The following is a 23,858-nucleotide window of genomic DNA, read 5'->3' on the forward strand; positions in this document are numbered from 1 at the left end:
TCGAAAAATATTTTTTTGACACCCCACCAACGGCTCAAACCGTTGATAAATCAACATTTATAGAGGGAGAATGAATATGACGTTATCAAAAGAAAGCACGGACTTCTTACAAAATTTACGCCTTTATTTGTTTTCAAGTGGAAAAAACGAAGAGGAAACAGAAGATATTATCCTTGAGTTATCTCATCATTTATGGGATGCGGAACAAGACGGCAAAAGTGTTCACCACATTGTCGGTCAATCCCCAAAAGCATATATGGAAAATTTATCAAGTGAAATGAAGCCTGACTTAATGGGATGGTTAAAATACTTACCAATGATTATTTTAGGAGTATTTGCTTACAGCTTGCTTGGCGATGCCATTCACGGTAATATTGCGTATTCTGCCTACACACTTATTGGCATGCCTATTTTCATTATCGTTATGCTGCTTATTTTGCTAAGTCTCTTTCGTGTTGTGGCTGCTAGACAATTGTCAGGATTAGCTTTGCTAACTTTGTTTATCCCTTACAATTTATTATCGATTGGTGGGTTTGTTGCGCTTGTGTTCCTAGAGAAAAACACAGAAACAAAGCTTTTCGTGGTTTCCGGGGGCTTGTATTCGCTAAGTGGATTGTTAAGTGCACTAGTGGCTATTACATTCTTAGTAGCCATATCGATTTGGTCTAAAACATGGGTCAGTATTTTGATTCCTATTTTTCTTTATTTACCTGAAGTTGTTGTAGACTTTTTTTCAATGTCACAGTCTGCTGCGTTAGTAGTAAGCACACTTATTTCATACGGCGCTATTGGCCTTTACATATGGCTTGTAATGAGGAAATTGAATAAAGAAGCAGCGTAAAAAGCGGCTCATTTCGAGCCGTTTTTTTCAAATTTCTCTAACTGATCTAACTTCTTTTCTGCTGCTAGTATTTCACGCTGTCGTTGTCCAAGTAAATCAAAATGAGGGTAGCCTGAACGATTATCAATATATTTAGACGGAATATTATATTTCTCCCCCCATTGAATGAGCTTTTCTATATCGCCGCAACCTACTTTTGTTACCGTTGTTGCACCTGGAAACCGATCATCGATCCAATAGTGAGTTAAAAATGCAACCTCTCCTCTATTCACAGCTTCCTTCCATGCGTATAACTCTTCACGCTTTAATCCAAATGCCATCGTGTCACCTTTTTTCTGTCATCTCATTTTCTGTTATATAACATATTTTTATATTGTTTATATCATATATAACAGAATTATATAAATATCTTCTAAATGAAAAAGTGTTTCTTTAATACATAAGCCTATCTTTTTATTATCTCAAAAAAAGATATTTATGGAAAAATTGATGATTTTATGATATATATATTCTTTTTTAACTTATTATCGTTATTTCACAATTATATATACTAGTTCTTCTCTGCTGCAACATCCATGCCTTTTACTTTTTCACGGCTAGATGAAATGTCGATATTTCTTAGTTTTTGTCATATAATCTAAATTTACTTTTTTTTCTAAAAACAATATAATGACGGTGTACAGGAACATCTATCCAATATGTTCCAAACTTAATTTAAAGGGGGTATTTTCATTGGCGATGAACGGAAGCTCGTTACAGAAAAACGAAGAACAACCTACCTCACCAGACTATACGAAAATTGTTCAATCTCCATCTTTTCAACAGCTCTTAAAAACAAAACGGAATTTCATTTTACCATTATCACTATTTTTCCTAGCTTTTTATTTTACACTACCTATTTTAACAGCTTATTCTAACGTATTAAATCAACCTGCTTTTTTATCAATGACATGGGCATGGGTATTTGCTTTTGCTCAATTTATTATGACGTGGACACTGTGTATTCTTTATACACGTCGTGCAGCTAAATTTGATGAATTAGTTGAAGTAATTAAAGCTGAAGCTCGCTAAAAAAGGAGGATCTGTTAATGAATGCTCTTGCATTTTCACTATTTCTTGTAATTGTTGGATTAACGCTCGTAATCACATACTTAGCTTCTAAACGAACCAAAACTTCCAGTGATTTCTATACGGCTGACGGAAGTTTAACAGGTCTACAAAACGGAATGGCGATTGCTGGAGACTATATGTCTGCCGCATCATTTTTAGGTATCGCAGGAATGGTAGCGCTTTCTGGATTTGATGGTTTCTTTTACAGCATTGGATTTTTAGTTGCTTACCTTGTTGTTTTGTATGTTGTGGCAGAACCACTGCGTAATCTTGGAAAATATACAATGGCTGATATGATTGCCGCACGATTTGACCAAAAGAAAGTTCGCGGAGTTGCGGCTTTAAATACCATTACGATTTCAATCTTTTATATGATTGCACAGCTTGTAGGCGCAGGCGCACTTATTCATTTATTACTAGGAATTGACTACGTCTACTCCGTGTTAATTGTTGGTGTTTTAATGACGATTTACGTTGTATTTGGCGGTATGACAGCAACAAGCTGGGTTCAAATTGCCAAAGCTATTTTATTAATGATTGGGACGTTTATTATTTCCGTGATTGTGTTTACAAAGTTTGATTTTAGCATCGTAAAAATGTTTTCAGAGATGAAGACGGCAACACCTCTTGGCGAAGGCTTTTTAAACCCTGGAAACAAGTTTACCAACCCACTGGATATGATTTCTTTAAACTTAGCCTTAGTACTTGGTACTGCAGGATTACCTCATATTCTTATCCGTTTCTTTACGGTAAGGGACGCAATTACAGCAAGAAAATCCGTTATTTATGCAACATGGATTATTGGTGCGTTTTACATTATGACCATCTTCTTAGGATTCGGTGCTGCAGCCTTTGTTGGATACGATGAAATTGTTGCGGCAAACGCAGCTGGTAACATGGCTGCTCCGCTATTAGCCCAAGTTTTAGGCGGAGATTTCTTATTTGCTTTTGTATCAGCCGTTGCGTTTGCAACGATTTTAGCAGTTGTTGCGGGGCTCGTTTTATCAGCAGCTTCAGCTTTCGCACATGACTTCTATAGCCATATCGTTCGTCGCGGTGAAGCAACGGAAAAAGAACAGGTTGTTGCGGCACGCTGGGCGTCAATTGGTGTATCAATTGTCTCCATTATTCTTGCATTATTTGCTCAAAATATGAATGTAGCCTTTTTAGTAGCACTTGCCTTTGCAGTAGCTGCTAGTGCAAACTTACCAATCATTTTATTTACGATTTTCTGGAAACGATTTAATACAACAGGTGCCGTAACGGGTATGCTTGTAGGCTTACTAAGCTCTCTGATTCTTGTAGCAATTAGCCCGAACGTTTGGTCACCGGAAGCAGGAGCAGCCATCTTTGTTGGAGAACCTCTCATCACGCTCACTAACCCAGGCATCATTTCAATTCCGCTTGGGTTCTTAGCTGCTATTATCGGCACGCTTGTTTCAAGTGAAAAAGCGGATGCGAAGAAGTTTGATGAAGTACTAGTAAAAGCAAACACAGGCATGGGCATTCAAGGTCCTGTAAAGCATTAATAATAAACAAAGAGACTGAGACATAAGTAGTTCAGCCTCTACTATACCTGAACGATTGAGAGTTCATAGCTTTTAATCGTTCAGGTTTTTTGGTTGATTGTGAAAACAATGTTGGAAACAGGGGGGAATGGAGCGTAGAACACTCGACTCCTGCGGGAAAGAGAGGGAAAACGGAGATCCCGCAGCGCAGCGAGGAAGCTCAGGTTCCTCCCCGCGGAAAGCGAGTGGCCGTAGCGCAATGGAACGAACGTGTTGAGACAAATCAAAGAGATGGGAACAGCGAGTGTTCGTCTTTTAGAAGCAATCATTTTGTTATGTTCCAAACTCTTTATGCTTATAGCACTGCAATGATTTTCCCTGTCATAGTGCGACTAGCTAACTGTGCTAGTGCTTGTAGAACCTCATCTAAAGAAATAGTTTTCTCAACAAGCGGATCTAGCTTTCCTTCTTTCACAAGCTCTAACATGTTATCGCCCATTTTCTTTAGAGCTGCTTGCTCGTGACGATTAGCTGATTGATGAGCACTGCCTAATGCAACTTGATGAAAAGAAAGTGGATGTGCAAATGAAATGGCGCTATTCACATCAGGTGGACCTGCAATAAAAGCGATTTGCCCGTTAAACGCAAGTGCTTCTAGTGACTTGTTTGCATTTTCTCTTCCAACCGTGTCAAGCACAGCATGAACAGCTAATCCATTTGTAATAGCAAGAGTTTCTTTCAGAAAATCTTCTTCTTTATAATCAATGGCGTAATCTGCACCTAATGATTTCACATACTCATGATTTTTTTTAGAAACTGTTGTGATGACAGTTAAACCTGCCTGCTTAGCAAGTTGAATGGCAACCCCCCCTACTCCACCTGCTCTGGCATGAATTAAAATGAACTGACCTTCCTCAATATGAAGCTTAGAGAATAGCGCTTGGTATGCAGTATAGACAGCACAAGGTAGCGGCTGCTGCCGCTTCAAATGATACGCCTTCTGGGATAACAGATACCGTATGAGCTGTTGTGACAGTATACTCAGCAAAACCGCCTTTTTTCGTTAGATCTCCGTGATACACAACGCGGTCACTCACTTGAATATCGGTTACGTTCGCACCTACTTCTTCAACAACACCAGCTACGTCTAGTCCTAAAATATGAGGATATGACCAGCTTGGATTTCCACCCGTTGCAGTCTTATAATCAACAGGGTTTAGCGCCGTAGCATGCACTTGCACAAGCACTTCTCCTTCACCAGGCACAGATTTTTTACTGTTTCCAACCTGCATTTGTTCCCATTTTCCTTTTCCCTCTAACAATAAAGCTTTTATCTTAGTAAGCTCCGCCTGAATACGTTAGCTCATAACTATGCGTATAGATTTCGATTAAATTGCCGAATGGATCTTCACAGTACACCATTTTGTAAGGCTTCTCGTTTGGATAATACTCACGAATTGGCATACGCTGCTTTCCACCATGAGCAACAATTTTTTCTGCAAGTCCTTCAATATCAGGGTCTTGAACGCAGAAGTGGAAAATACCAGTTTTCCAAAATTCAAAGTTATTTTCAGGCGTTTCATTTTGAAGAAACTCAAAGATTTCTACACCGATTTTATCTCCTGTTGCTAAGTGTGCAATACGAAACTTCCCCCAGCCTGATCCAAAAACATCCGTACACATTTGTCCAATTGCACTGTCATCTTCTACAATTTCAGATGGCTCCATAATGACGTACCATCCTAGTACTTCCTTATAAAATTTAACGGCTTCGTCCAAATTAGGAACAGAAAGCCCGATATGTGAAAATGAACGTGGATATGGTTGATTCATTTTTGTTTCCTCCTTCATATTTAAGATTGGTTTCAGTATAATGGAACCACCTATTCATGACTAGACGGCACTTTCGTGTAACCAGGTTACCAACTCGTAACCCTATTGACGAATTCATTCAATAGATTGTCCAACTAGTATGCTTCTATTACGTTACATAAGGAGAGATAAAGTTGAAAACCACAAAATACAATATTCCTGTCGAAGCCACGCTTGAAGTAATCGGTGGCAAATGGAAGGTTGTAATTCTTTGTCACTTAAAAGAACAAACACTTCGATTCAGCGAGCTACAGCGCATCATTCCAAATATCACAAAAAAATGCTCTCCCAGCAGCTTAGAGAGTTAGAACATGACGGCATTATTAAACGTACTTTATATGATGAGATTCCACCTAAAGTCGAGTATTCGCTAACGGATGAAGGAGAGACCCTTCGAGAAGTGTTAGATTTGATGTGCTCATGGGGAAATGCACGCATTGAGAAAGATCCAAACGCCGTGAATTTGTATAAAGAACATGAAAAGAAGCTTAGCCATTAGGCTAAGCTTCTTTCATTAAGCTGTTGCTTCTTCATCTTCATTTACTTTGCGAAATTTTCGTGCATTCAAGCTGAAGATAATAATTGTTAAGATAATAAACACCAGCGCAAATATTCCTAGCACGCCCGCTTGACTCCAAGCAAATCCATAGTCATTACCAACCGAAATAATTTCACGGAATCCGCGAATCGCATACGTCATCGGTAAGAACGGATTAATTACTTGGAAAAATTCTGGCACTAGCGCTTTTGGGAACGTTCCAGAGCTTCCTCCGATTTGAAGGAGAAGCACAATAAACGTTAAGAACTGCCCTACTTTACCTAAAGCTGTTGTTAAGAATAACACCAGCGTAAAGAACGTTAAGCCTGTAATAATGGTGAACACATAAAATCTCCACACGCTTGTCACATGTAAATCAAGTCCCCACAGCAGTGCTGTTGCTACAAGAATCGATTGGAAAATTGCCATAAACCCAATTACGCTAAACTTACTTAAGAACCAAGCAAAGCCAGACGTTGGTGTAATCGCTGGATCTTTTAATGAGTAAACAGAAGAGAACATAAGCGCTCCTGCGAATAATCCAATACATAGAATGTATGGTGTTAAGCCCACTCCGTACTTATCTACATTGTTCTGTTTGTCAGCTTGCAAGTCAGTTGGACTAGCAAACATGCTGTACGTTTTATCGTTTGGATTCACTTCTTTGGCATCATTTGCTCCTTCTTGTAGAGAAGAATGAAGCTCACTTGTACCGTCTGCTAAATCGGATGACCCATCATAAAGTTTATTCGAACCATCTTGTAAATCTTTCGAACCATTTACAAGCTTCTGTCCACCTTTATTCAGTTCATCTAAACCATCTGCTAACTTGCCGCTTCCTGTTTCCGTTTTTTGGATTCCTTCTTTTAGGTCACCCGTTGCGTCAACAAGCTTGTTAGCTCCACTATTAATGGTTTCCATACCACTATTAAACGTTGTGAACTTTTCGTTAAAAGTTCCAAACTTTTCATTGAACGTTTTCTCGCTAGCTGCTAGTTTAGCTGCCCCATCGTAAATCTGTGACTGTCCGTCAGAAATTTTACCGATAGCACTTTGAATGTCCTGACCACCTTTTGAAAGCTCTTGTAAACCGTTTGCCAATACTTGAACCTGATCAACTTTTGCTTTCAATTCTTTAATCTGCTCTTGCTGCTGCTCCATAAACTGCTGGTTAGACAACTCGTTAATATCAGCAATTAATTTTTGTTTTTGGTCATCTGGAATCGATTCATTTTCATTAATTGAAGTAATAAGCTGCTGCTTTTTCGTATCAAATGATTGACGAACAGAATCAATTTTCTCTTTAAGAGCTGCGGCTTCTTTTTGCTTAACCGCAATTTCATTGGCTACTTCATTGACTTTGGTATTAGCTTCATTCAGTCCTGATACGAACTCAGGAAGCTTCCCTTCTAACTCTTTCGTCCCAGTTTGCAGTTCACCTAACTTTTCTTGCAAAGTTTCTGCACCTGTTTCTAATTGCTTAGACGCCGTATATAATTGATCAGAGCCTTCTTGTAGTTTCTTTGCTCCATCGGCGGCTGTTCCAATTCCTTTTGCTAACTCTCCTTGCTTCTCATTAATTTGTGTTGCGCCCTCTAAAAGCTTGACGGTTGCGCTATGCAGATCTGTTGCACCTTTATTCGCATCACTAATTCCATCTGCTAATTTTTCCACGCCATCTTCAAACGCAACTGTACTTTCTGCTAATTTTTTCAAATTATCGCGAAGCGTTTTGGAACCATCTTCAATTTTTCCAGCACCGTCGCTTGCTTCTTGAAGACCATCCGCCACTTCTTTGAAGCTATCAAATACAGTTTCCGCGTACTGCTTCGTTACTTCCTCTTTTATTTGTTCATTGATTTTTGTTACTGCGTTTGAACCAATCTGCGCACCGGAATAGTTTTTACCAGCGTTCGTATGGTAGACAAACTTCATTTTCTTTGGATCTTCGTCCATTAAAGTTGTTGCGTTTTCAGAGAAATTACTTGGCAGTTCTAGGACGAGATAATACTTTTCATTCTTTAAGCCTTCTAGCGCTTCTTCTTTATTCGTAAAACGCCAGTCAAACGTATCGTTATCCTTTAAATTTTCAACAAAATCATCACCGACGTGAAGTTCTTTCCCATCTAGAGTAGCGCCTTTGTCTTCATTGACAACGGCTACAGGAATTTGATCTGTTTTTCCATATGGATCCCAATAAGCTGATAAAAAAATCACATTATATAAGAACGGAACGAATAATAAGCCCACAATAATTAAGATATTCATCGGCTTTGAAATAATGGATTTCCATTCTCCCTTCAGCATATTCATCGTTAAATCCCCCAATAGCTTTTCAGTTAAATTGACTATTTGACTAAAAAACAAATACAGTCATTAAGTTCTGATTAATGTTATCATATTCACAAACAGTAGGTCAATTACAATTTATTAATTTTTTTCTTCTTAATTTAATATAGAAAACGAATTTCTATATATTTTTTGTTAGGCACCATTATTTTATTCCCAGTTAGAACATAAAAAAACGAAAAAGAGTTTGGGACATAACAAAATGATTGCTTCTAAAAGACGAACACTAGCTGTTCCCATCTCTTTGGTTTGTCTCAACACGTTCGTTCCATTGCGCTACGGCCACTCGCTTTCCGCGGGGAGGAACCTGAGCTTCCTCGCTGCGCTGCGGAATCTCCGTTTTCCCTCTCTTTCCCGCAGGAGTCGAGTGTCCTACGCTCCATTCCACCCTGTTTCCAACATTGTTTTCACAATCAACCAAAAAAACCTGAACGATTAAAAGTTATGAACTCTCAATCGTTCAGGTATAGTAAGGACTGAACTACTTATGTCTCAGTCTCTTTTTTATTAGTTTGTCAAATCTATAAACATATCCTCTGGCTTGGGTTCTTTTTTAATTAAACTAGAATCCTTTAACCACTTCGCTGTTTCTTCCCAAGACTTATTTGTCTGACTTCCAAAGCCTTCAGCTGACTCCATCTTTGGAAGTAAGATATCCAAACTTTGTTTTTCTACTCCTTCCACTAGTGGAAAATTCGCTTTGTCTTGATTGCTTAATAGAATATCAAGAGCTTCATCCGGATGTTCATTCATGAATTCATAGCCCTTTGTTGCTGCTTTCCAAAAAGCACGAATTGATTCTTCATCTTTTTCCCATGTGTGATCACTTGTTACGGCTACTAGCTCGTAATAATTGGGAACACCATAATCGGTTGGATTAAAATAGCGTGTATCATATCCTTTGTCTTTTAAAACAGGAACTTCATGGTTAATATAAGCCCCGATTACCGCGTCGACTTTTTTGGTTACAACTGAAGACCCTAATTCAAAGCCTACGTCAGCCATTTTTACCTTGTCCGGATTCCCTCCGTCCGTTTTGATCATCCTTTTCAGCAGAGCTTCATTTAAAGGAATTCCCGTATAGCCTACCGTCTTGCCTTCTAAATCTTTTGGGCGTTTAACAGGACTTTCGTCTAAAAACACAACGTGATTTAACGGAGAACGGACAATAGCTCCTACTGACTTCACCGGAACGTTTTCGTTGGCTCTTGCCATTACGACATCTGGCTGATAGTAAAAACCTAACGTGACTTTACCCGTAGCCGCTAGATTTAACGGGTCGGTTGGGTTGGCAGGATATTGAATATCTACCTTTACACCTTCTTCTTCAAAATAACCTTTTTCTTGTGCTACGTATAAAAAGCTATGTACAGCGTTTGGATACCAATCGAGCATCACCGTTACTTCCTTTAAATCTTTTTTATTAATTGATGAGCTTGTAGCGTCTTTCCCACACGCTGCCGTTACTACTACTAAAAGCAGCAATGATAAACTAACTAGCCATTTTTTCATTTAAATTTCCTCCACTTCAGTGATTTACGTTCAATCCATGTAATGCCAATAAAAGAGATGATGCCAATAAGGGATAACACAACGATTGGAGCGAATACACCAGCCCCATCAAACTGTGTCATCATCCGTCGACTGAAATAACCTAAACCGGCTTGTGCACCGAGCCATTCACCGATCGCAGCGCCAATAACGCTTAAGGTTACCGCTACTTTTAAACCTGAATAAAAATGAGGTAAAGCGGCTGGAACACTTAGCTTCATAAAAAAATCTCGTTTAGTCGCTCCCATCGTTTTTAAAAGTTCAACGTGTTCACGTCTCGTTGAGCGAAGACCATCAAACGTGTTAACGGTAATGGGGAAAAACGTGATTAAGACCGTTACAACTACTTTGCTCCAGATTGAATAGCCAAACCAAAGTACAAAAATAGGCGCTAGCGCTATGATTGGAATGGTTTGCGAAGCTACTAAAATAGGATAGATGGCCCGCTCAATGGTTTTGTTGTTATTCATCCAAATCGCAACCACCACGCCTACAACAATTGAAATAGCTAAACCTATTAAAATAATCCGTAGCGTTGAAGGTAAATGTTCAATGAACAGCACATCTTTTAGCTCCCATATTCTCACGCACACCTCAACTGGAGATGGTAAAATAAAGGGCATCGCCACAACATAAGCGATAACCTGCCAAATAAGCAGCAACATGAGCGTTAAAATAATAGATGAACTCCACTCTTTTACCTTCTTCATGCATCCACCTTCATTCTGAGCTCTTCCATCAGTTGATGCTTTAGCTTTACAATCTCTGGTCGATCTATATCCTGCAGAGACCTTGGCCTTTCAAGAGGTACCTTGACCTGCTGAAATTCCTTTAAAGGCTGCTTATCAAAGATAAAGATTCGATCTGATAAAAACAGCGCTTCCTGTACATCATGGGTGATAAACAAAATGGTTTGCTTACGCTTTTGCCACTGTTCAAGCAGCCACTCCTGCATGGATAGACGAGTAATGGCATCCAAGGCACTAAACGGTTCATCTAGCAAAAGTACGTTTGACCCGCTTAGCACGCTACGAAGAAACGAAACCCGCTGCTTCATTCCTCCTGATAAATTGGCTGGAAATCGATGTTCATACCCTTCTAACCCAAATTCACTTAGCAGCTCTTTTACTTGTGTATATGCTTTTCCCTTCGCTACTCCTTTTAACTCTAAAGGTAAAGCAGCGTTATCTAGAATCGTCCTCCAAGGTAAAAGAAGATCTTCTTGGGGCATGTATCCCACATGACCCAATCTACTATGATGCTGCTGACCATTAATTAAAATCCTTCCCGTCTGCTCTATCTCTAACCCGGTAATGAGTCGAAAAAGCGTGCTCTTTCCTGAACCGCTTGCACCAACAATGCTGACAAATTCTCCTTCTTTAATATCAAAATTAAGAGATTCTAAGATTGCTCCTTTGCTTTCTTCATATGAGAAAGTCACCTTTTCAAACTCCAAAGCTTTTTTATACATGAACAGGCCACATCGCTTTTTCATAAGCCATATCCCAGAATAAGTATTCAAAGCGCGTCGTATTAATAAAGATTTCTTCTAGCTTGTTAAGCTCTGCTTCTGATTTTCCTTCTGCTAGCTGATCCATTAGATCGATGCACCAAGTCGCAAGCTCGCCAAATTCAGCTGAGCTGTACATGTGAATCCACTCACTATAAAGCTCATGAGCTGCTCCAGGCTGAGTGGAAAGCTCTTTGCCAATTTCCCAATAGCTCCACATGCACGGGAGCAGTGCGGCAACAAGCTCAGCTAGCGTTCCGTTTTGAGAAACGTGAAGCATATAGTGCGTGTAAGCAAGCGTTGTTGGCGCGGGCTCTGCTGTTTCTAGTTCTTCAGGAGTAATTAAAAAACGTTTTGCATATTGTCTATGTAGCTCCATCTCTTCGTTGATTGTTGAATGTAATAACGCTGCAAATTTCCCCATCGTTTGAACATCTGTTGCTTTTACTGCTCCAAGTGCAAATAGCTTCGCATAATCAATTAAATACACGTAATCTTGTACCATATAAAAGCGAAACTTCTCTTGCTCTAACGTCCCTTCTCCCATCCCCTTTACAAAGGGATGCTCATGCGTTTGCTTCCAAATAGGCTTTACTTTTTCATATAAACGTTCACTGAATCTCATTAGGCACTCTCCTTTTTTGTATGTAGCCACTCATAAATAAACTGAACCATCACTTTCGTGTAATCGAGTAATTGATCAACGGACAGCTTTTCATTAACAGCGTGTGCTTCCGTTAATTCGCCTGGGCCATAAATAACTGTAGCTATACCTGCATCAGCTAGCCAGCCACCGTCCGTAACCGTTGGAGAAACGTTGACTTTCGCTTCTTTCATTGTCACTTCTCTATGAGCACTGACTAACGAGTGAACTGCTGGGTGATTTCTATCTACTTCAAATGCAGGGAAAATTTCACCTCTATCTTCAATCATTGATGTTCCTCCCCACTTAAACGTTGGGAGATTTTCTCTTAGCCACCGATCTGCTTTTGCAACCTGTAACAGATGGTCTTCTACTTCTTTCGCTACTTCTTCATACGATTCATTTGGATAATAATGAACGGTCACCCACAGCCTGCACTCATCTGCGATAAACGCTGCGTGGCGACCACCTTCAATAACCGCTGGATTTATTGTATTTGTTCCAGGCGGAAAGCCAGGGTAGCTTTTGACAACAGCCCAGTGGCGCTCTAACTCTTGTAGTGCACCAATTAATTTCATCATTTTTTCAATTGCACTGGCTCCCAACAAACCGCCGCCGGCATGAATCATTTGTCTTCTTGTGGCATCATGATATGTTTGCTTACTTTTCACAGTTATCCACCCGGTAATGACTCCACCTTGACCTTGGATTTGCAAATCACTTGTATCAACCACAACCGCAAAGTCTGCGCTATATCCTCGCTTGCAGCATTCAAGGGTACCTGCCTCTCCAACCTCTTCACCGATAACTGACTGAAACACTAAATCACCAGGAAACTCCACTCCAGCTTCACGTAGAAGCTTAATAGCAAACAGCGCACCAGCGAGTCCGCCTTTCATATCGGCAGCGCCTCTCCCCGTAATAAATTCTTCACCGCACCTCGCTTGAAACGGATCAGCATTCCATCCTTCGTCTTCGTTAACAGCTGCAACATCAATATGTCCATTAATAATCAAACTCTGGTACCCACTTCGATTTGTTCCCTTTAATGTTCCAACAACGTTAGGATCATTTGGATACACGTCCCACATATCTGTTTCAAAACCATAGCTTTCCAACAGCCGCGCAATATAGCTCTGCGCTTCTTTTGTATTACGTGCAGGTGGTGCTGGTGTTTTGTAAGATATGAGCTTGGTCAAAAGTTCAATAAGCTCATCTCGTTTGTCATCTACTTGCTTTACTACATCCGTAATATTCATACCAATTCCCTCCTTCTAAACCACATAAAAAAAGCGCTTCTTTTCATAGAAAAGAAGCGCTTGAATATACACATGTATCCCTCTTACATCACGTAAAAGTCATAGATGTAGCACACAATACCTCTTTCCTACGCTAGTATTACCTAGTTCAGGTTATAAGGGTTAAGACAAGCGTCTCTCTCAGCTTTGAAAAGCACCCCTAGTGGTTTGATAATGACTATTTTTTTGTAAAACTATCTGATTATTACCTCTATTAGTTGTACCACACTACCTTATATAGTTCAATACAATTTGCAGAATTCTAATTTGACCTTCAAAGCCACAATAGCGTTATGTTTAATTCTATCGGATGCCTACCAAGTATAGAAGACTAGGGACGAGCTATTCAGCTTAAAATCCCTCCTTTTCTATACTTACTTCTTTTGACAAGTTGGACAGTAATACAACCGCCTCATATTCCGTTCCCAAAAATACACTTAGAACCATAGAAAGTGGAGCTAATGCTAGCTTCACTTTTTTAATGACTTACCTGTTCAATTACTTCTTGCAACGACTTCTCTTTCATAGAGGCAATGCGTAAGTGATACGTTTCAAACGTCAAATGTGCAGAGAGACGATTCGGCACAATTACACATTGTAAACCCGCAGCAATCGCAGCTTTTGCACCGTTGGCTGAGTCTTCAAAAGCAATGGCTTCAGAAGGTTTTACGCCTAGCTTTTCAACTGTTTGCTTATAAAGAGCTGGATCTGGCTTAACTTTTTCCACGTCGCCACGCGTTTGCATCACTTCGAAATGACCAAGGAGATCTAATTCCTTTAAAAACGACGTAACCCATGCACGGTCTGAGCTGCTAGCTAAACCAATTTTCAGTCCTAATTCTTTCGCTTCTTTTAAATACTCAAGAACGCCTTCACGAGCTGCAAGCTGCTTCATTTTTTCTCGGTGACGCTTTAATGACTCTTTTGCAATTTCTTCCTTCGTTAATTCACGACCAAACTGCTCATATAAAAAGTCGTAAAGCGCTTTAGTATCCGTTCCTATATAAGACGCAAACTCTTCAATTTTCAAATGTACGCCACGAGGTTCTAGCATATCGCAGTATACTTCATACCAAACTGATTCTGTATCTACAATTAATCCATCAAAGTCAAACACAATTGCTTTAATCATCTTTCATACCGCCTTTATATCTCAATTCTAGTTAATATCCTATCACGTTCTTATGAGTAGGGCTACAAATGTATATTTCAACTAGCACATCGACATATGGATATCATTTGCATTTTTTTCATTTCTTTACGCTCAACTTTTCTATTTCAGCTGATGAGCAAACAATACCCCCTATATAATTAAGGTACATTTTGAACTATAGGTTCATTTTATCGAACTGTATGCACAAAAAGTTTAGAGAGCATTTACTCTTTTCCATCTCTATAGAAGGAGGAACGAACAATGAAACAAGAAGTAATTCCGGTAACTGAGATACCAAACTAACGCTGTTAGATCCACCTGATCACCGTAAAGCACGCTCTTTACTTTCTGCTGCTTTTACACCACGTAGCTTAAAGAACTGGGAGCCACGCATTCGTCAAATTGCTGCTAATCTTGTCAAAGACATCGAAGTGAATACAACTGTAGATATTGTCGAAGTTTTTGCATCGCCTTTACCTAGCTACGTGATTGCAGATTTATTCGGCGTACCGATTGAAGACCGTCACCAGTTCAAACATTGGATAGACGTATTATTTCAACCTTACGATAAAGAGCTCCTTCATGAACTCGAACAAGAAAAACAACAGGCAGCTAAAGAATATTTTGAATATCTCTATCCACTTGTCGTTCAAAAACGTTCAAATCTTGCAGATGACATTATTTCCGATTTAATTCAAGTCAATATAGATGGAGAAGGTTTCACAGACGAAGAAATTGTTCAAACAACCATGCTCTTACTTGGAGCTGGTGTTGAAACAACAAGCCACGCTCTCACAGGAGCACGGCTTCTCTTATTTTTTCGCAACAATTAAAACGGATTCTGCTTGAAACGATTGAATGCTTTTACCGTCTGTTTGAATATGAAAGAACGTTTTCAGTTCACTTGAAGCACGCAGCATCTTTTCTATGAGCTCTTGCTTATCGTTTAGCGGTACTTTCATCATTTCACACCAATCATCAAACAGAAATGTTTTTGGAAAACGCGTCATTAGCTCAATTGTGAAGCCCGCTCCCTCTAACATTTTAAACCACTCTGTCTTTTTATAAGCACGCTTATGGCTAGGATCTCGCTTCTTTTCCACTTCGTTATAAAAAGTATCATATGCGTCGCTTTCTGACGCCACGTTATCCACGACTATAAACGCTCCGTCTTTCTTTAATACCCGAGCTGATTCGTTAACAAAGCTTTGCACATCGGTAAAGTGATGAGGAGCGATTCGGCACGTTACGAGATTAAACGCTTCATCTAAAAACGGTAGTTTCTCTGCTTCACCCTGGACAAACGATACGTTCTCATGACCGTTACTTTTGATAAATTCTTCTGCATAAAGGAGCATTTGTGGAGTAAGATCAAAAGCTACTACCTCACCAAATAAACCGGCAAGCTTATTAGCTACGTGGCCTCCACCCGTTGCGATATCCAAGGCTTTTTCTCCGGCATAATCAGCCGCTACTTCTGTTAAGAAAGCTAAATCAGCTCCTTTGGAATGGCCTTTGCTTTTCACATAGTTTTTAGCATTGCTGCCAAATTGACTCACCACTAGCTCTTTTTCATGATTCATTTCCCACCACTACCTCTCTTCATAAGTCAGCTATTACCTTTCTTGAACCTTAGCATGAGCATGAACTTTCTGCTCCCCAACCTGATAGAACCATCTAAAGATTGGTGGTAATAGCAGCGAAACAATTAAAATACGAAATACTTGAACAGCTACAACAAACGGTGCATCTGCTCCTAGTACAACAGAAGTGGTCGCCATCTCCGCAACTCCTCCTGGAGCAAAAGCAAGTGCTGTTGTAATAAATGGTATGCCTCCAACCTCAGATACAATATATGCACATAGAAACATCGTACCAATTAACACAATTGTGCTAATAAAAGCCACTCCAATCGTTCGCTTCATACCCTGAAACATATCAGCGTGAAAACGTGAACCAATGCTTGTCGCAATGATTACTTGCGCAATAATTAAGACAAGATGTGGCCACCACGCTGTTAAGTTATAGCCTGCAATCGCTGAGCCTGCTACTTGCATGATGCCTACCGTCAGCATCCCTCCAACAAGCCATGGAGCCGGAAATTTGAAACGCTTGCCAATTAGGTATCCAATAAATGCCGCAAAGACTAATACAAATGTCCATGATACTGACTCTAAACTAAAAGAAAAAGCTGCCTCAAAGGGTGCTGCTACTGTTGCTTGTTCTCCTAACGATGAAACCAGAAATGGAACCGTAAGCACAACAAGGAATACGCGCATAATTTGAACAACGCTTACCGTTGCAGTGTTTGCTCCCACCTCTTCTGCAATCCCTGGCATGGCACTTAGTCCACCAGGAGCTGTACTGAACAAGCTTGTTAACAAATCATTTGAGGTGAATTTAAAAAGAATAAACCCAGAGCCTAATGAAAATAAAATAGAGATTAATAAAATGATAGATACAGGAAGCCAATTATCTACAAATGTGCTGACAACCGTTAGATTAATTTGTTGCCCCAGCTCAATTGCTAGAATAAGCTGACCGATATACAGCCAAATCTTTGGCATTCCTTTAGAATTCGAAGGAACCTTCAAAAATTGAGGACGAGTAATTGCTAAAGTTGTTGCCACAATAAGTGTTCCAATCATCCAGCCGATTGACATTCCTAATGAAGACAATAACAGCCCGCCTAAAGCGCTTAGTATAATCAATAAAAGCGTAGATGAAAAAGATAATGTTGCTTTCATTTCAAATCCTTCTTTCTATTTTTGCTACGATTACTTTGTCAGTTAAAAAACAAAACAAGCGGTTTAAGTCCCCTTGCTCTTACGCATAAACTTTACGTTTTCTATCTATCTAAACTATAGTATACTTTTAGAGATAATTGAAATATCGGATTTGTATGTAGAAAGATAAAAAAAATTAATACCTGAATAAAGGAGGAAGACATGGACGATCGCGATTGGCTCATTTTACAGCTTTTATACCAAGAAAAAAACATCACAAAAGCTGCAAAACTACTTTATATCTCACAACCAGCCCTGACGAACCGCCTGCAACAGATGGAAAAAGAATTTGGTGTACAGATTGTTAACCGTGGGCGCAGAGGTATCCACTTTACACCTCAAGGAGAATATTTAGCAAAATCTGCTGATAAAATGATTGCGCATCTCCAGCACATAAAAGACCACGTCTTAAATATGGGCGATAAATTAACAGGCACACTAAGGCTTGGCGTCTCGAATTTCTTCACAGATTATAAATTACCCGGACTCTTGCGTTTGTTTAAAGATAAGTATCCGGATGTTGAATTTAAAGTAACAACCGGCTGGAGCAGCGACGTTGTAAACCTCCTGCATCACCAAGATGTTCATATTGCTTTTGTAAAAGGTGATTATAACTGGCGCAACGCAAAGCGGCTTATCTTTGAAGAAACGGTGTGTATTGCTTCAAAGACACCGATCGAGCTAAACGATCTTCCGCGTCTACCTCGCATTGATTATCATCAAGACCGCTTTTTGAAAACAGCTGTCGACCATTGGTGGAGCGAAAATTTCAATCAGCCTCCAAGCGTCAGCATTCACGTAGATAAAGCAGATACATGTAAAAAGATGGTAGAAAACGACCTTGGTTACGCGATGCTTCCCCACATGCTAGTTGAAGATGTTGAAGGGCTTCACGTCATTCCGATGCAAAACGAAGATGGGACTGCTTTGCTTCGAAAAACGTGGATGTACTTTCATGAGGAGTCACTTGAAATTAAAATTGTAAAAGCATTCATTGAGTTTATTGAAGAGATTGATTTGCATGATATTCATTAAACAAGTAAGGAGGCTGGGACATAAGTAATTCAGCCAATGATAAACCTGAACGATTGAGAGTTTCTCACTTTTAATCGTTCAGGTTTTTTGGTTGATTGTGAAAACACTGTTGGAAACAGGGTGGAATGGAGCGTAGGTCACTCGACTCCTGCGGGAAAGAGAGGGAAAACTGAGATCCCGCAGCGCAGCGAGGAAGCTCAGGTTCCTCCCCGCGGAAAGCGAGTGGCCGTAGCGCAATGGAACGAACGTGTTCAGACAAACCAAAGAGATTGGAACAGCTATTGTTCGTCTCTTAGAAGCAATCATTTTGTTATGTCCCAAACTCTTTTACTTGCCGCTCATTAATTCTTCATATAGCTTACTTTGTCTTTCCAAAAACACAGAGGCACCGCTGCTGTTTTTATAAAAAGGATAAAAATCATTTTCTTTTAAAAGCTGTTTCCACGCCTTCGTATTGACCATTTTGTATATGGCTTGATTCCAGTAATCAATTTCTTCTTGCGTCATATTTGGTGGACCCATTAATCCTCTCCAATGGCTAAAAACAACGTCAATTCCTTCTTCTTTCCACGTTGGAACGTCATTAAATTCTGCTAAGCGCCGCGGAGCTGAAACGCCCAAAATCCGAACATCCCCTCGCTCATACGCATCCTTCGCTTCTGATAACGACATAGGAGCTACTTGAACTTCATTCTCTTGGAGCGCGTCCAGCACGCCATGGCTACTTCCATATACGTAAAAAGCTAAGCGAGACGTTTCAACTTTTGCTTTTTGCGCTGCTTGCACAAACGACAAATGATCATCATTACCTAACCGAGGAGATAATCCAATCTTTAATGGATGATGATTTTCTTTTAAAGCATCCATCAAGCTCTTCATTGTCATAATGGAGGAAGAGGATGGAACAACGATGACTTCCCATTCGGTTGCCAAAATCGCAAGAGGCGTAAAGTTTTTATACGTTAGCTGACTTTGCCCCAATAAATGATTCGTAATCAATAAGCTAGAGTTACCTGAAATGACGTTTCCCCCTTCAAGTTGCTGTACATAACGCCACGCTTCTTCTCCTTGACTTTGTGTTTTATTGACAACAGAAACAGGTACATCCATTACTTCTTGTTGTAACACGTGCTGCATGGTCCTAGCGGTTAAATCCGCTCCACCTCCAACCGCTCCTGGGGCTACTAATTCTATGTGATCAAAGTGCACATTTTGATCATGATTACTACAGCTCATTAACACAAGTATTATGCTTACTAAACTAATCCACTTCTTCATATAATTCATCCTGACCTATGTCAAATGATACTTTCGCTCTGGTCGACCAACAATGCCATAATCATACTGAACATGACATTCTTGCACAGATACTAAATATTCTAAGTAACGACGAGCCGTCGTTCGAGATACGCCCATCTTTTTGCCCATTTCTTCGATTGTAGTACCTTCTGTGAGGCCTTTTAAAATAGCTTTCACCTGCTTTAACGTGATACCGTCAATTCCAGATGGTAAGACTTTTTCCACTGGCGACTGCTGCTTATCATAGCCAAAATACGAATTAACAAACGATTGGTCCACTTCATCTCGAGCTTGCAGCAAGCTTCTTTTTTTCTGGTACCCTTCAATTGCTTCAATGAATGACTCCATTTTTACAGGCTTAATCAAGTAATTAACAACACCATTTCGCAAACATCGCTCTAAAATATCCCTTTCAGTGGCAGCCGTCACCACAATGACATCTACTTTCGGAAATCGTTCTCGAATACGTGGTAATAAATCCGTTCCCATTTCATCAGGCATATAAATATCCAAAATAAGCAAATCGATAGGTTCTTGCTCGAGCATCTCTATCGCTTCTTTAGCATTTAAAGCTTTTCCTGCCACTTTCACATTCTCTATTTCTTGTAAAAATCGTTCTTGAACCTGAGCGATTCGAAAATCATCCTCTGCAATGGCTACTTTTAGCATGATGTCTCTCTCCTTTGTTTGATTTTCTCTCATCCCAATTGCGTCTACTTTTACTTCGGTAGATAAACAGAGAATGTGGTACCTTCTTCTTCAGGATGAATGTCAATCCAACCTTGAAGCTCATCGATCATTTCTTTCACGTTTGAAAGCCCATATCCTCGGTTTTGTCCTTTCGTCGAAAATCCTTTTGAAAACAATTTATCAATTATTTCTTCTGAAATTCCACTTCCATTATCACTTACTTCAATAATGATGTCTTGACCAATATCGGTAATAAAAAACGATACTTTCTTGTCATCTTGCGTACTAACTGCATCAAAAGCATTATCAATTAGGTTTCCAATAATGATGATTAAGTGTGAGACATCAATATGCGAAGGTAGCTCTTTCAATAAGCTATCCTCTGCAATGGTAAACTCTACTTTCTTTTCAGACGCTTTGCCCATCTTACCTAATAGCACAGCTTGTACTTTAGCATCCAAAATTTGATGAAATAAAATTCGATTTTGCGTTTGGTGCGCATTGGACTCTTTTTGAATAAATTCAAAGGCCTCATCATACTCTCCTAGCTGAAGCAGTCCAGATAGCACATAAAGCTTGTTTGTGAATTCATGTGTTTGTGCCCGTAAGTCCTCAGAGTATCTCCGTACTTCTCCTAGCGTATGGATTAAATGATTCAGCTCTGTTTTATCGCGGAAACTTGCTACGACACCAACAATTTTGTCATTTTCAATAATGGGCAATAAGTTTAAAATAAAAAGTTTATTATGAAAGCGAATCTCTTGATCATTTTGCGCTTGACCATCTACCAGCACCCGCATCATGTTTGTATAAGGGAATACTTCAATGATTGACTTTGGGGTATAGTTATCCTGCAAGCCGAGCATATGCCTCGCTGATGTATTCATCATCGTAATTCGACCTTTCGCATCAATGGCGATAATTCCTTCTTTTATCGATCGCAAAATTGCACTACGCTCCCGATACAAAGAAGCGATTTCGTTTGGCTCTAAGCCAAGAGTATCTTTTTTAATGCTTTTAGCGAGTAAGACTCCCCCAACGATTCCAAGAAGAAGGACGAGAAAAGCGTAAAAAATAATCTGTTGAATGCGCTTAATTAAATGAGCATGAACGTCTCGCTCTAGAAATTCTACGGTAACGACACCAATAATTTCACGGTATTTTCCTTGTTCGCTAATCACCGGAGCTTTCCCCATAATAGATAGACCCGAAGTTCCCATCCCTTCTAGCGTATAGTACCCTCCAAACATAAGCGCACGATAGTTGGAACTGGCATTGGTTTGACGGTCTGTTCTTTTCTCTTCGTCAGGCGAATAAATGGCTTTTTTTCGGTTTTCAACGATAATGGCTTCAGCACCAATTTGTTCACGTACTTGCTCTGCTAAAGGCTGAATGACCTTTGAAGGATTCTTGTCATTGAAAGCTTGTTTGACTTCTGGCATAAAGGAAATCGATTTGGCAGCCTGCAAAGCTAACTGTTCTGCTTGCTTTTTTGACTCCACTGCTTGCATATAAGAAAAGATACTAGCAAGTAATGTAACCACAAGTAGTACCAAACCAACAGTAAGGCCAACTGTTTTTGTTTCTAACGAAATGGAAATTGTTTTTTTCATTCTATTTTGACATCCTTCTTCTATTTGCACTCCTCTTTTATTCTACCAAAATTTTTATCTTACGTTTTGATTTATCTGACTTTTATAAATATTATCTTTCAGCTTTGAATAAGATCATTACAAAATGCGCTCTCTGCCTGGCAGGAGGCTTTCGAATAGGCACAACCTTTGAGGAGTTTACTCTCTTGTTTGAATTTTAAAAGCACTGTTTTTACGTAGTGTGATTTCCATTCCAGATTGCCCCCTTTCCGCAGGGCGAGCGCCGGGCCTCCTCGTAAACTGCGGGGTCTCGCCTGTCTCGCTAGTCCTGCAGGAGTGGCGCATCTTCCATTACAATCACAGGTTTTTTTATTAAGGTGCCTTTTGATGAGAACCGTTCATTTTTTTGTGTTTTAAAAACCTCCCTCTACTTGGTATGAGGTTTCAAGATAAGAACTTTATCGTCTTCTTGATTATTTAAAAGCATTACTATCGAATTAGACTACTTCTTATATCTTGAACTTACCTATCAATTATATAGAAAAGAACTTATCCGCTTGAAAGCGAATAAGTTCTCATGTTACAAGGTAATGACCCCTGTAATGATAGCAACAAGCAGCATGACCATTGATGTACCAATCGTCCATTTTAACGTGTAGCGCTGGAATTCTCCAAGGTCAACTTTCGCCATACCTACTAATAGATATGTGGAAGCAACAAGTGGACTTAGCAAGTGAACTGGCTGACCGATTAATGATGCACGCGCAATTTCAGCTGCGTCGATTCCGTATGTGGCTGCTGCCTGTGCGATAATTGGTAGAATGCCATAGTAGTAAGCATCATTTGACATAAAGAATGTAAATGGCATGCTTGTAATGGCGGTGATGACTGACATGTAAGGTCCCAGTGCATCTGGAATAAGAGAAACTAAGCTATTTCCCATCGCATCAACCATCTTTGTACCAGATAAAATCCCTGTAAAGATCCCTGCTGCAAATACTAGTGACACAACGGCTAGTACGTTACCCGCATGAGCTGTAATTCGTTCTTTTTGTGTTTCTAAATTTGGATAGTTAATCATAATCGCAATCGCAAACGCTATCATAAATAAAATTTGTAAAGGCATGATTCCGCTAATTAACCCAACCATTAATAAAATTGTTAAGCCAAGATTTACATAAAGTAATTTTGGACGCTTGTAGCTTGGCTGCTCCACTGCTGCTGCTTGCTCTGCAAACGCAACTTGTACAGATGAAATATCTTTTAAATCAATTACGCCTAAACGTTGACGTTCTTTTTTACCAAATAGGTAAGCGGTGAAGATAACCCAAATTGCTCCTCCAACCATCGCTGGAATTAACGGTGTAAATACTTGAGAAGCGTCTAGATTTAATGCACTCATCGCACGAGCAGTTGGACCACCCCAAGGCGTTAAGTTCATAACTCCGCTTCCCATAATCGCAATACAGGCTAACATCATCGTACTCATGTTTAACTTTTTATAAAGCGGTAACATTGCAGAGAGCGTAATCATGTATGTTGTTGTTCCGTCACCATCCAATGAAATAGTTAAAACAAGAATCGCTGTCCCAATCGTAATTTTCAGTGGATCCCCTTTAACAATCTTTAAGATTTTACCTACAACTGGATCAAATAACCCAGCATCAATCATAATACCAAAGTATAGAATAGCAAACATGAGCATTACGCCCGTTGGTGCTAATTCTTTTACACCTGCTAACGCCATTTCACCTATATCTGTTGTAAAGCCACCAATGATTGCAAATATAACAGGAATAACCATCAGTGCAATTAGTGGTGTTAAGCGATTTGTCATAATTAAAAACATGAAGGTACATACCATTGCAAAACCAAGTATTGCTAACATATAAATCCCCCCTACCCCTTGTTTTGTATACGCTTTCATTAAAGTTGACAAAGCTATGGTTTTATCTTCATTTACATGATGTTAAAAACTCAGCAGCCAGTTATACTAGCTTCTGTTCTTACAGAACGTAAGCCCGAAATATAAAAAATAGCGCACCTTCACGGTACGCACGACGAACGGCCAGCTAACTGAATT

The 23,858-nt window shown here is 39.6% G+C and carries 24 protein-coding genes, 2 pseudogenes and 1 riboswitch; of the genes and pseudogenes, 8 read left to right on the plus strand and 18 right to left on the minus strand.

Features of this window, described 5'->3' with window-relative positions; translation table 11 throughout:
• Window positions 1-76: 76 nt before the first annotated feature.
• Window positions 77-841 (plus strand): HAAS domain-containing protein, encoded by a 765-nt coding sequence (locus AC1UFB_RS05135; RefSeq protein WP_328101456.1) that lies wholly within the window; start codon window positions 77-79, stop codon window positions 839-841.
• A gap of 8 nt (window positions 842-849) precedes the next feature.
• On the opposite strand, the gene AC1UFB_RS05140 is transcribed toward AC1UFB_RS05135, so the two are convergent.
• The gene (locus AC1UFB_RS05140) at window positions 850-1,161 is read right to left on the minus strand and encodes a hypothetical protein (protein ID WP_100347226.1); all 312 of its coding nucleotides are present in this window, start codon (window positions 1,159-1,161) and stop codon (window positions 850-852) included.
• Window positions 1,162-1,579: 418 nt separating this feature from the next.
• Here AC1UFB_RS05140 and AC1UFB_RS05145 point away from each other — a divergent pair, with 418 nt between their 5' ends.
• From AC1UFB_RS05145 to AC1UFB_RS05155, 3 genes are all read left to right on the plus strand, one after another.
• On the plus strand, window positions 1,580-1,912 hold the full coding sequence (locus AC1UFB_RS05145) for a DUF485 domain-containing protein (RefSeq protein WP_035320939.1): 333 nt from the start codon (window positions 1,580-1,582) through the stop codon (window positions 1,910-1,912).
• Window positions 1,913-1,929: 17 nt separating this feature from the next.
• The gene (locus tag AC1UFB_RS05150) at window positions 1,930-3,480 is read left to right on the plus strand and encodes a solute symporter family protein (RefSeq protein WP_482588685.1); all 1,551 of its coding nucleotides are present in this window, start codon (window positions 1,930-1,932) and stop codon (window positions 3,478-3,480) included.
• A gap of 127 nt (window positions 3,481-3,607) precedes the next feature.
• The gene (locus AC1UFB_RS05155) at window positions 3,608-3,736 is read left to right on the plus strand and encodes a hypothetical protein (protein ID WP_482588687.1); all 129 of its coding nucleotides are present in this window, start codon (window positions 3,608-3,610) and stop codon (window positions 3,734-3,736) included.
• A 78-nt stretch (window positions 3,737-3,814) separates the two neighbouring features.
• On the opposite strand, the gene AC1UFB_RS05160 is transcribed toward AC1UFB_RS05155, so the two are convergent.
• From AC1UFB_RS05160 to AC1UFB_RS05170, 3 genes are read right to left on the minus strand one after another with little or no spacing between them, the layout of a single operon-like run.
• Window positions 3,815-4,447 (minus strand): zinc-binding dehydrogenase, encoded by a 633-nt coding sequence (locus tag AC1UFB_RS05160; RefSeq protein WP_482588689.1) that lies wholly within the window; start codon window positions 4,445-4,447, stop codon window positions 3,815-3,817.
• Window positions 4,386-4,751: an alcohol dehydrogenase catalytic domain-containing protein gene (locus AC1UFB_RS05165; protein ID WP_482588691.1), complete on the minus strand. Its 366-nt coding sequence runs from the start codon at window positions 4,749-4,751 to the stop codon at window positions 4,386-4,388. The genes AC1UFB_RS05160 and AC1UFB_RS05165 overlap by 62 nt, the downstream gene beginning before the upstream one ends.
• Window positions 4,752-4,794: 43 nt before the next feature.
• On the minus strand, window positions 4,795-5,292 hold the full coding sequence (locus AC1UFB_RS05170) for a lactoylglutathione lyase family protein (protein WP_138117313.1): 498 nt from the start codon (window positions 5,290-5,292) through the stop codon (window positions 4,795-4,797).
• 173 nt (window positions 5,293-5,465) lie between these two features.
• On the opposite strand from AC1UFB_RS05170, the pseudogene AC1UFB_RS05175 reads away from it, so the two are divergent.
• A pseudogene (locus AC1UFB_RS05175) lies at window positions 5,466-5,830 on the plus strand (winged helix-turn-helix transcriptional regulator).
• Between the two features lie 15 nt (window positions 5,831-5,845).
• Here the strand turns inward: AC1UFB_RS05175 and AC1UFB_RS05180 are convergent.
• From AC1UFB_RS05180 to AC1UFB_RS05215, 8 genes are all read right to left on the minus strand, one after another.
• Window positions 5,846-8,182 carry a YhgE/Pip family protein gene (locus AC1UFB_RS05180; RefSeq protein WP_100347223.1) on the minus strand — a complete coding sequence of 779 codons (2,337 nt, stop codon included), beginning with the start codon at window positions 8,180-8,182 and terminating at the stop codon, window positions 5,846-5,848.
• A 262-nt stretch (window positions 8,183-8,444) separates the two neighbouring features.
• The gene (locus tag AC1UFB_RS05185; RefSeq protein ID WP_156413431.1) at window positions 8,445-8,606 is read right to left on the minus strand and encodes a hypothetical protein; all 162 of its coding nucleotides are present in this window, start codon (window positions 8,604-8,606) and stop codon (window positions 8,445-8,447) included.
• 119 nt (window positions 8,607-8,725) lie between these two features.
• Window positions 8,726-9,730 carry an ABC transporter substrate-binding protein gene (locus tag AC1UFB_RS05190; protein WP_100347222.1) on the minus strand — a complete coding sequence of 335 codons (1,005 nt, stop codon included), beginning with the start codon at window positions 9,728-9,730 and terminating at the stop codon, window positions 8,726-8,728.
• Complete coding sequence (locus tag AC1UFB_RS05195) at window positions 9,727-10,479, minus strand: ABC transporter permease (protein ID WP_328101594.1); 753 nt, start codon at window positions 10,477-10,479, stop codon at window positions 9,727-9,729. The genes AC1UFB_RS05190 and AC1UFB_RS05195 overlap by 4 nt, the downstream gene beginning before the upstream one ends.
• Window positions 10,476-11,240 carry an ABC transporter ATP-binding protein gene (locus AC1UFB_RS05200; protein ID WP_025910368.1) on the minus strand — a complete coding sequence of 255 codons (765 nt, stop codon included), beginning with the start codon at window positions 11,238-11,240 and terminating at the stop codon, window positions 10,476-10,478. The genes AC1UFB_RS05195 and AC1UFB_RS05200 overlap by 4 nt, the downstream gene beginning before the upstream one ends.
• Window positions 11,233-11,904, minus strand: a complete 672-nt coding sequence (gene tenA, locus AC1UFB_RS05205; RefSeq protein WP_025910367.1) for a thiaminase II — start codon at window positions 11,902-11,904, stop codon at window positions 11,233-11,235. Before tenA ends, AC1UFB_RS05200 begins: the two co-directional genes overlap by 8 nt.
• Window positions 11,904-13,181, minus strand: a complete 1,278-nt coding sequence (locus tag AC1UFB_RS05210; RefSeq protein WP_138117317.1) for an acetylornithine deacetylase — start codon at window positions 13,179-13,181, stop codon at window positions 11,904-11,906. The genes tenA and AC1UFB_RS05210 overlap by 1 nt, the downstream gene beginning before the upstream one ends.
• Window positions 13,182-13,289: 108 nt before the next feature.
• A riboswitch (TPP riboswitch) is annotated at window positions 13,290-13,392 on the minus strand.
• A gap of 306 nt (window positions 13,393-13,698) precedes the next feature.
• Complete coding sequence (locus AC1UFB_RS05215; RefSeq protein WP_035320926.1) at window positions 13,699-14,352, minus strand: HAD family hydrolase; 654 nt, start codon at window positions 14,350-14,352, stop codon at window positions 13,699-13,701.
• 314 nt (window positions 14,353-14,666) lie between these two features.
• Between AC1UFB_RS05215 and AC1UFB_RS05220 the strand changes: the two are divergent.
• Window positions 14,667-15,167, plus strand: a pseudogene (locus tag AC1UFB_RS05220) (cytochrome P450); the annotation flags it as partial.
• Window positions 15,168-15,185: 18 nt separating this feature from the next.
• Here the strand turns inward: AC1UFB_RS05220 and AC1UFB_RS05225 are convergent.
• Entirely contained in the window at window positions 15,186-15,956 is a 771-nt protein-coding gene (locus AC1UFB_RS05225) for a class I SAM-dependent methyltransferase (RefSeq protein WP_100347218.1), read from the minus strand.
• Between the two features lie 33 nt (window positions 15,957-15,989).
• Entirely contained in the window at window positions 15,990-17,120 is a 1,131-nt protein-coding gene (locus tag AC1UFB_RS05230) for an AbrB family transcriptional regulator (RefSeq protein WP_482588692.1), read from the minus strand.
• Window positions 17,121-17,321: 201 nt separating this feature from the next.
• Here AC1UFB_RS05230 and AC1UFB_RS05235 point away from each other — a divergent pair, with 201 nt between their 5' ends.
• Window positions 17,322-18,194 (plus strand): LysR family transcriptional regulator, encoded by an 873-nt coding sequence (locus tag AC1UFB_RS05235; protein ID WP_482588693.1) that lies wholly within the window; start codon window positions 17,322-17,324, stop codon window positions 18,192-18,194.
• A 120-nt stretch (window positions 18,195-18,314) separates the two neighbouring features.
• A complete protein-coding gene (locus AC1UFB_RS05240) occupies window positions 18,315-18,539 on the plus strand; it encodes a hypothetical protein (RefSeq protein WP_482588695.1) in 225 nt (74 codons plus the stop codon).
• Here AC1UFB_RS05240 and AC1UFB_RS05245 read toward each other — a convergent pair.
• From AC1UFB_RS05245 to AC1UFB_RS05260, 4 genes are all read right to left on the minus strand, one after another.
• Window positions 18,522-19,472 (minus strand): tripartite tricarboxylate transporter substrate binding protein, encoded by a 951-nt coding sequence (locus AC1UFB_RS05245; protein ID WP_100347215.1) that lies wholly within the window; start codon window positions 19,470-19,472, stop codon window positions 18,522-18,524. The genes AC1UFB_RS05240 and AC1UFB_RS05245 overlap by 18 nt on opposite strands.
• 15 nt (window positions 19,473-19,487) lie before the next feature.
• Window positions 19,488-20,162 (minus strand): response regulator, encoded by a 675-nt coding sequence (locus tag AC1UFB_RS05250; protein ID WP_328101713.1) that lies wholly within the window; start codon window positions 20,160-20,162, stop codon window positions 19,488-19,490.
• A 50-nt stretch (window positions 20,163-20,212) separates the two neighbouring features.
• The gene (locus AC1UFB_RS05255) at window positions 20,213-21,796 is read right to left on the minus strand and encodes an ATP-binding protein (RefSeq protein WP_100347213.1); all 1,584 of its coding nucleotides are present in this window, start codon (window positions 21,794-21,796) and stop codon (window positions 20,213-20,215) included.
• A gap of 559 nt (window positions 21,797-22,355) precedes the next feature.
• Window positions 22,356-23,663: a CitMHS family transporter gene (locus AC1UFB_RS05260; RefSeq protein ID WP_025910357.1), complete on the minus strand. Its 1,308-nt coding sequence runs from the start codon at window positions 23,661-23,663 to the stop codon at window positions 22,356-22,358.
• Window positions 23,664-23,858 lie beyond the last annotated feature (195 nt).

The organism is Priestia sp. KCTC 13724 (genome assembly GCF_056820425.1).

Excerpts from the sequence above, each read along its gene's own strand:
- AC1UFB_RS05135 (WP_328101456.1), top strand. The coding sequence starts at position 77 with ATGACGTTATCAAAAGAAAGCACGGACTTCTTACAAAATTTACGCCTT.
- AC1UFB_RS05140 (WP_100347226.1), bottom strand. The coding sequence starts at position 1,161 with ATGGCATTTGGATTAAAGCGTGAAGAGTTATACGCATGGAAGGAAGCT.
- AC1UFB_RS05145 (WP_035320939.1), top strand. The coding sequence starts at position 1,580 with ATGAACGGAAGCTCGTTACAGAAAAACGAAGAACAACCTACCTCACCA.
- AC1UFB_RS05150 (WP_482588685.1), top strand. The coding sequence starts at position 1,930 with ATGAATGCTCTTGCATTTTCACTATTTCTTGTAATTGTTGGATTAACG.
- AC1UFB_RS05155 (WP_482588687.1), top strand. The coding sequence starts at position 3,608 with ATGGAGCGTAGAACACTCGACTCCTGCGGGAAAGAGAGGGAAAACGGA.
- AC1UFB_RS05165 (WP_482588691.1), bottom strand. The coding sequence starts at position 4,751 with ATGCAGGTTGGAAACAGTAAAAAATCTGTGCCTGGTGAAGGAGAAGTG.
- AC1UFB_RS05170 (WP_138117313.1), bottom strand. The coding sequence starts at position 5,292 with ATGAATCAACCATATCCACGTTCATTTTCACATATCGGGCTTTCTGTT.
- AC1UFB_RS05180 (WP_100347223.1), bottom strand. The coding sequence starts at position 8,182 with ATGAATATGCTGAAGGGAGAATGGAAATCCATTATTTCAAAGCCGATG.
- AC1UFB_RS05190 (WP_100347222.1), bottom strand. The coding sequence starts at position 9,730 with ATGAAAAAATGGCTAGTTAGTTTATCATTGCTGCTTTTAGTAGTAGTA.
- AC1UFB_RS05195 (WP_328101594.1), bottom strand. The coding sequence starts at position 10,479 with ATGAAGAAGGTAAAAGAGTGGAGTTCATCTATTATTTTAACGCTCATG.
- AC1UFB_RS05200 (WP_025910368.1), bottom strand. The coding sequence starts at position 11,240 with ATGTATAAAAAAGCTTTGGAGTTTGAAAAGGTGACTTTCTCATATGAA.
- tenA (WP_025910367.1), bottom strand. The coding sequence starts at position 11,904 with ATGAGATTCAGTGAACGTTTATATGAAAAAGTAAAGCCTATTTGGAAG.
- AC1UFB_RS05210 (WP_138117317.1), bottom strand. The coding sequence starts at position 13,181 with ATGAATATTACGGATGTAGTAAAGCAAGTAGATGACAAACGAGATGAG.
- AC1UFB_RS05215 (WP_035320926.1), bottom strand. The coding sequence starts at position 14,352 with ATGATTAAAGCAATTGTGTTTGACTTTGATGGATTAATTGTAGATACA.
- AC1UFB_RS05225 (WP_100347218.1), bottom strand. The coding sequence starts at position 15,956 with ATGAATCATGAAAAAGAGCTAGTGGTGAGTCAATTTGGCAGCAATGCT.
- AC1UFB_RS05230 (WP_482588692.1), bottom strand. The coding sequence starts at position 17,120 with ATGAAAGCAACATTATCTTTTTCATCTACGCTTTTATTGATTATACTA.
- AC1UFB_RS05235 (WP_482588693.1), top strand. The coding sequence starts at position 17,322 with ATGGACGATCGCGATTGGCTCATTTTACAGCTTTTATACCAAGAAAAA.
- AC1UFB_RS05245 (WP_100347215.1), bottom strand. The coding sequence starts at position 19,472 with ATGAAGAAGTGGATTAGTTTAGTAAGCATAATACTTGTGTTAATGAGC.
- AC1UFB_RS05250 (WP_328101713.1), bottom strand. The coding sequence starts at position 20,162 with ATGCTAAAAGTAGCCATTGCAGAGGATGATTTTCGAATCGCTCAGGTT.
- AC1UFB_RS05255 (WP_100347213.1), bottom strand. The coding sequence starts at position 21,796 with ATGAAAAAAACAATTTCCATTTCGTTAGAAACAAAAACAGTTGGCCTT.
- AC1UFB_RS05260 (WP_025910357.1), bottom strand. The coding sequence starts at position 23,663 with ATGTTAGCAATACTTGGTTTTGCAATGGTATGTACCTTCATGTTTTTA.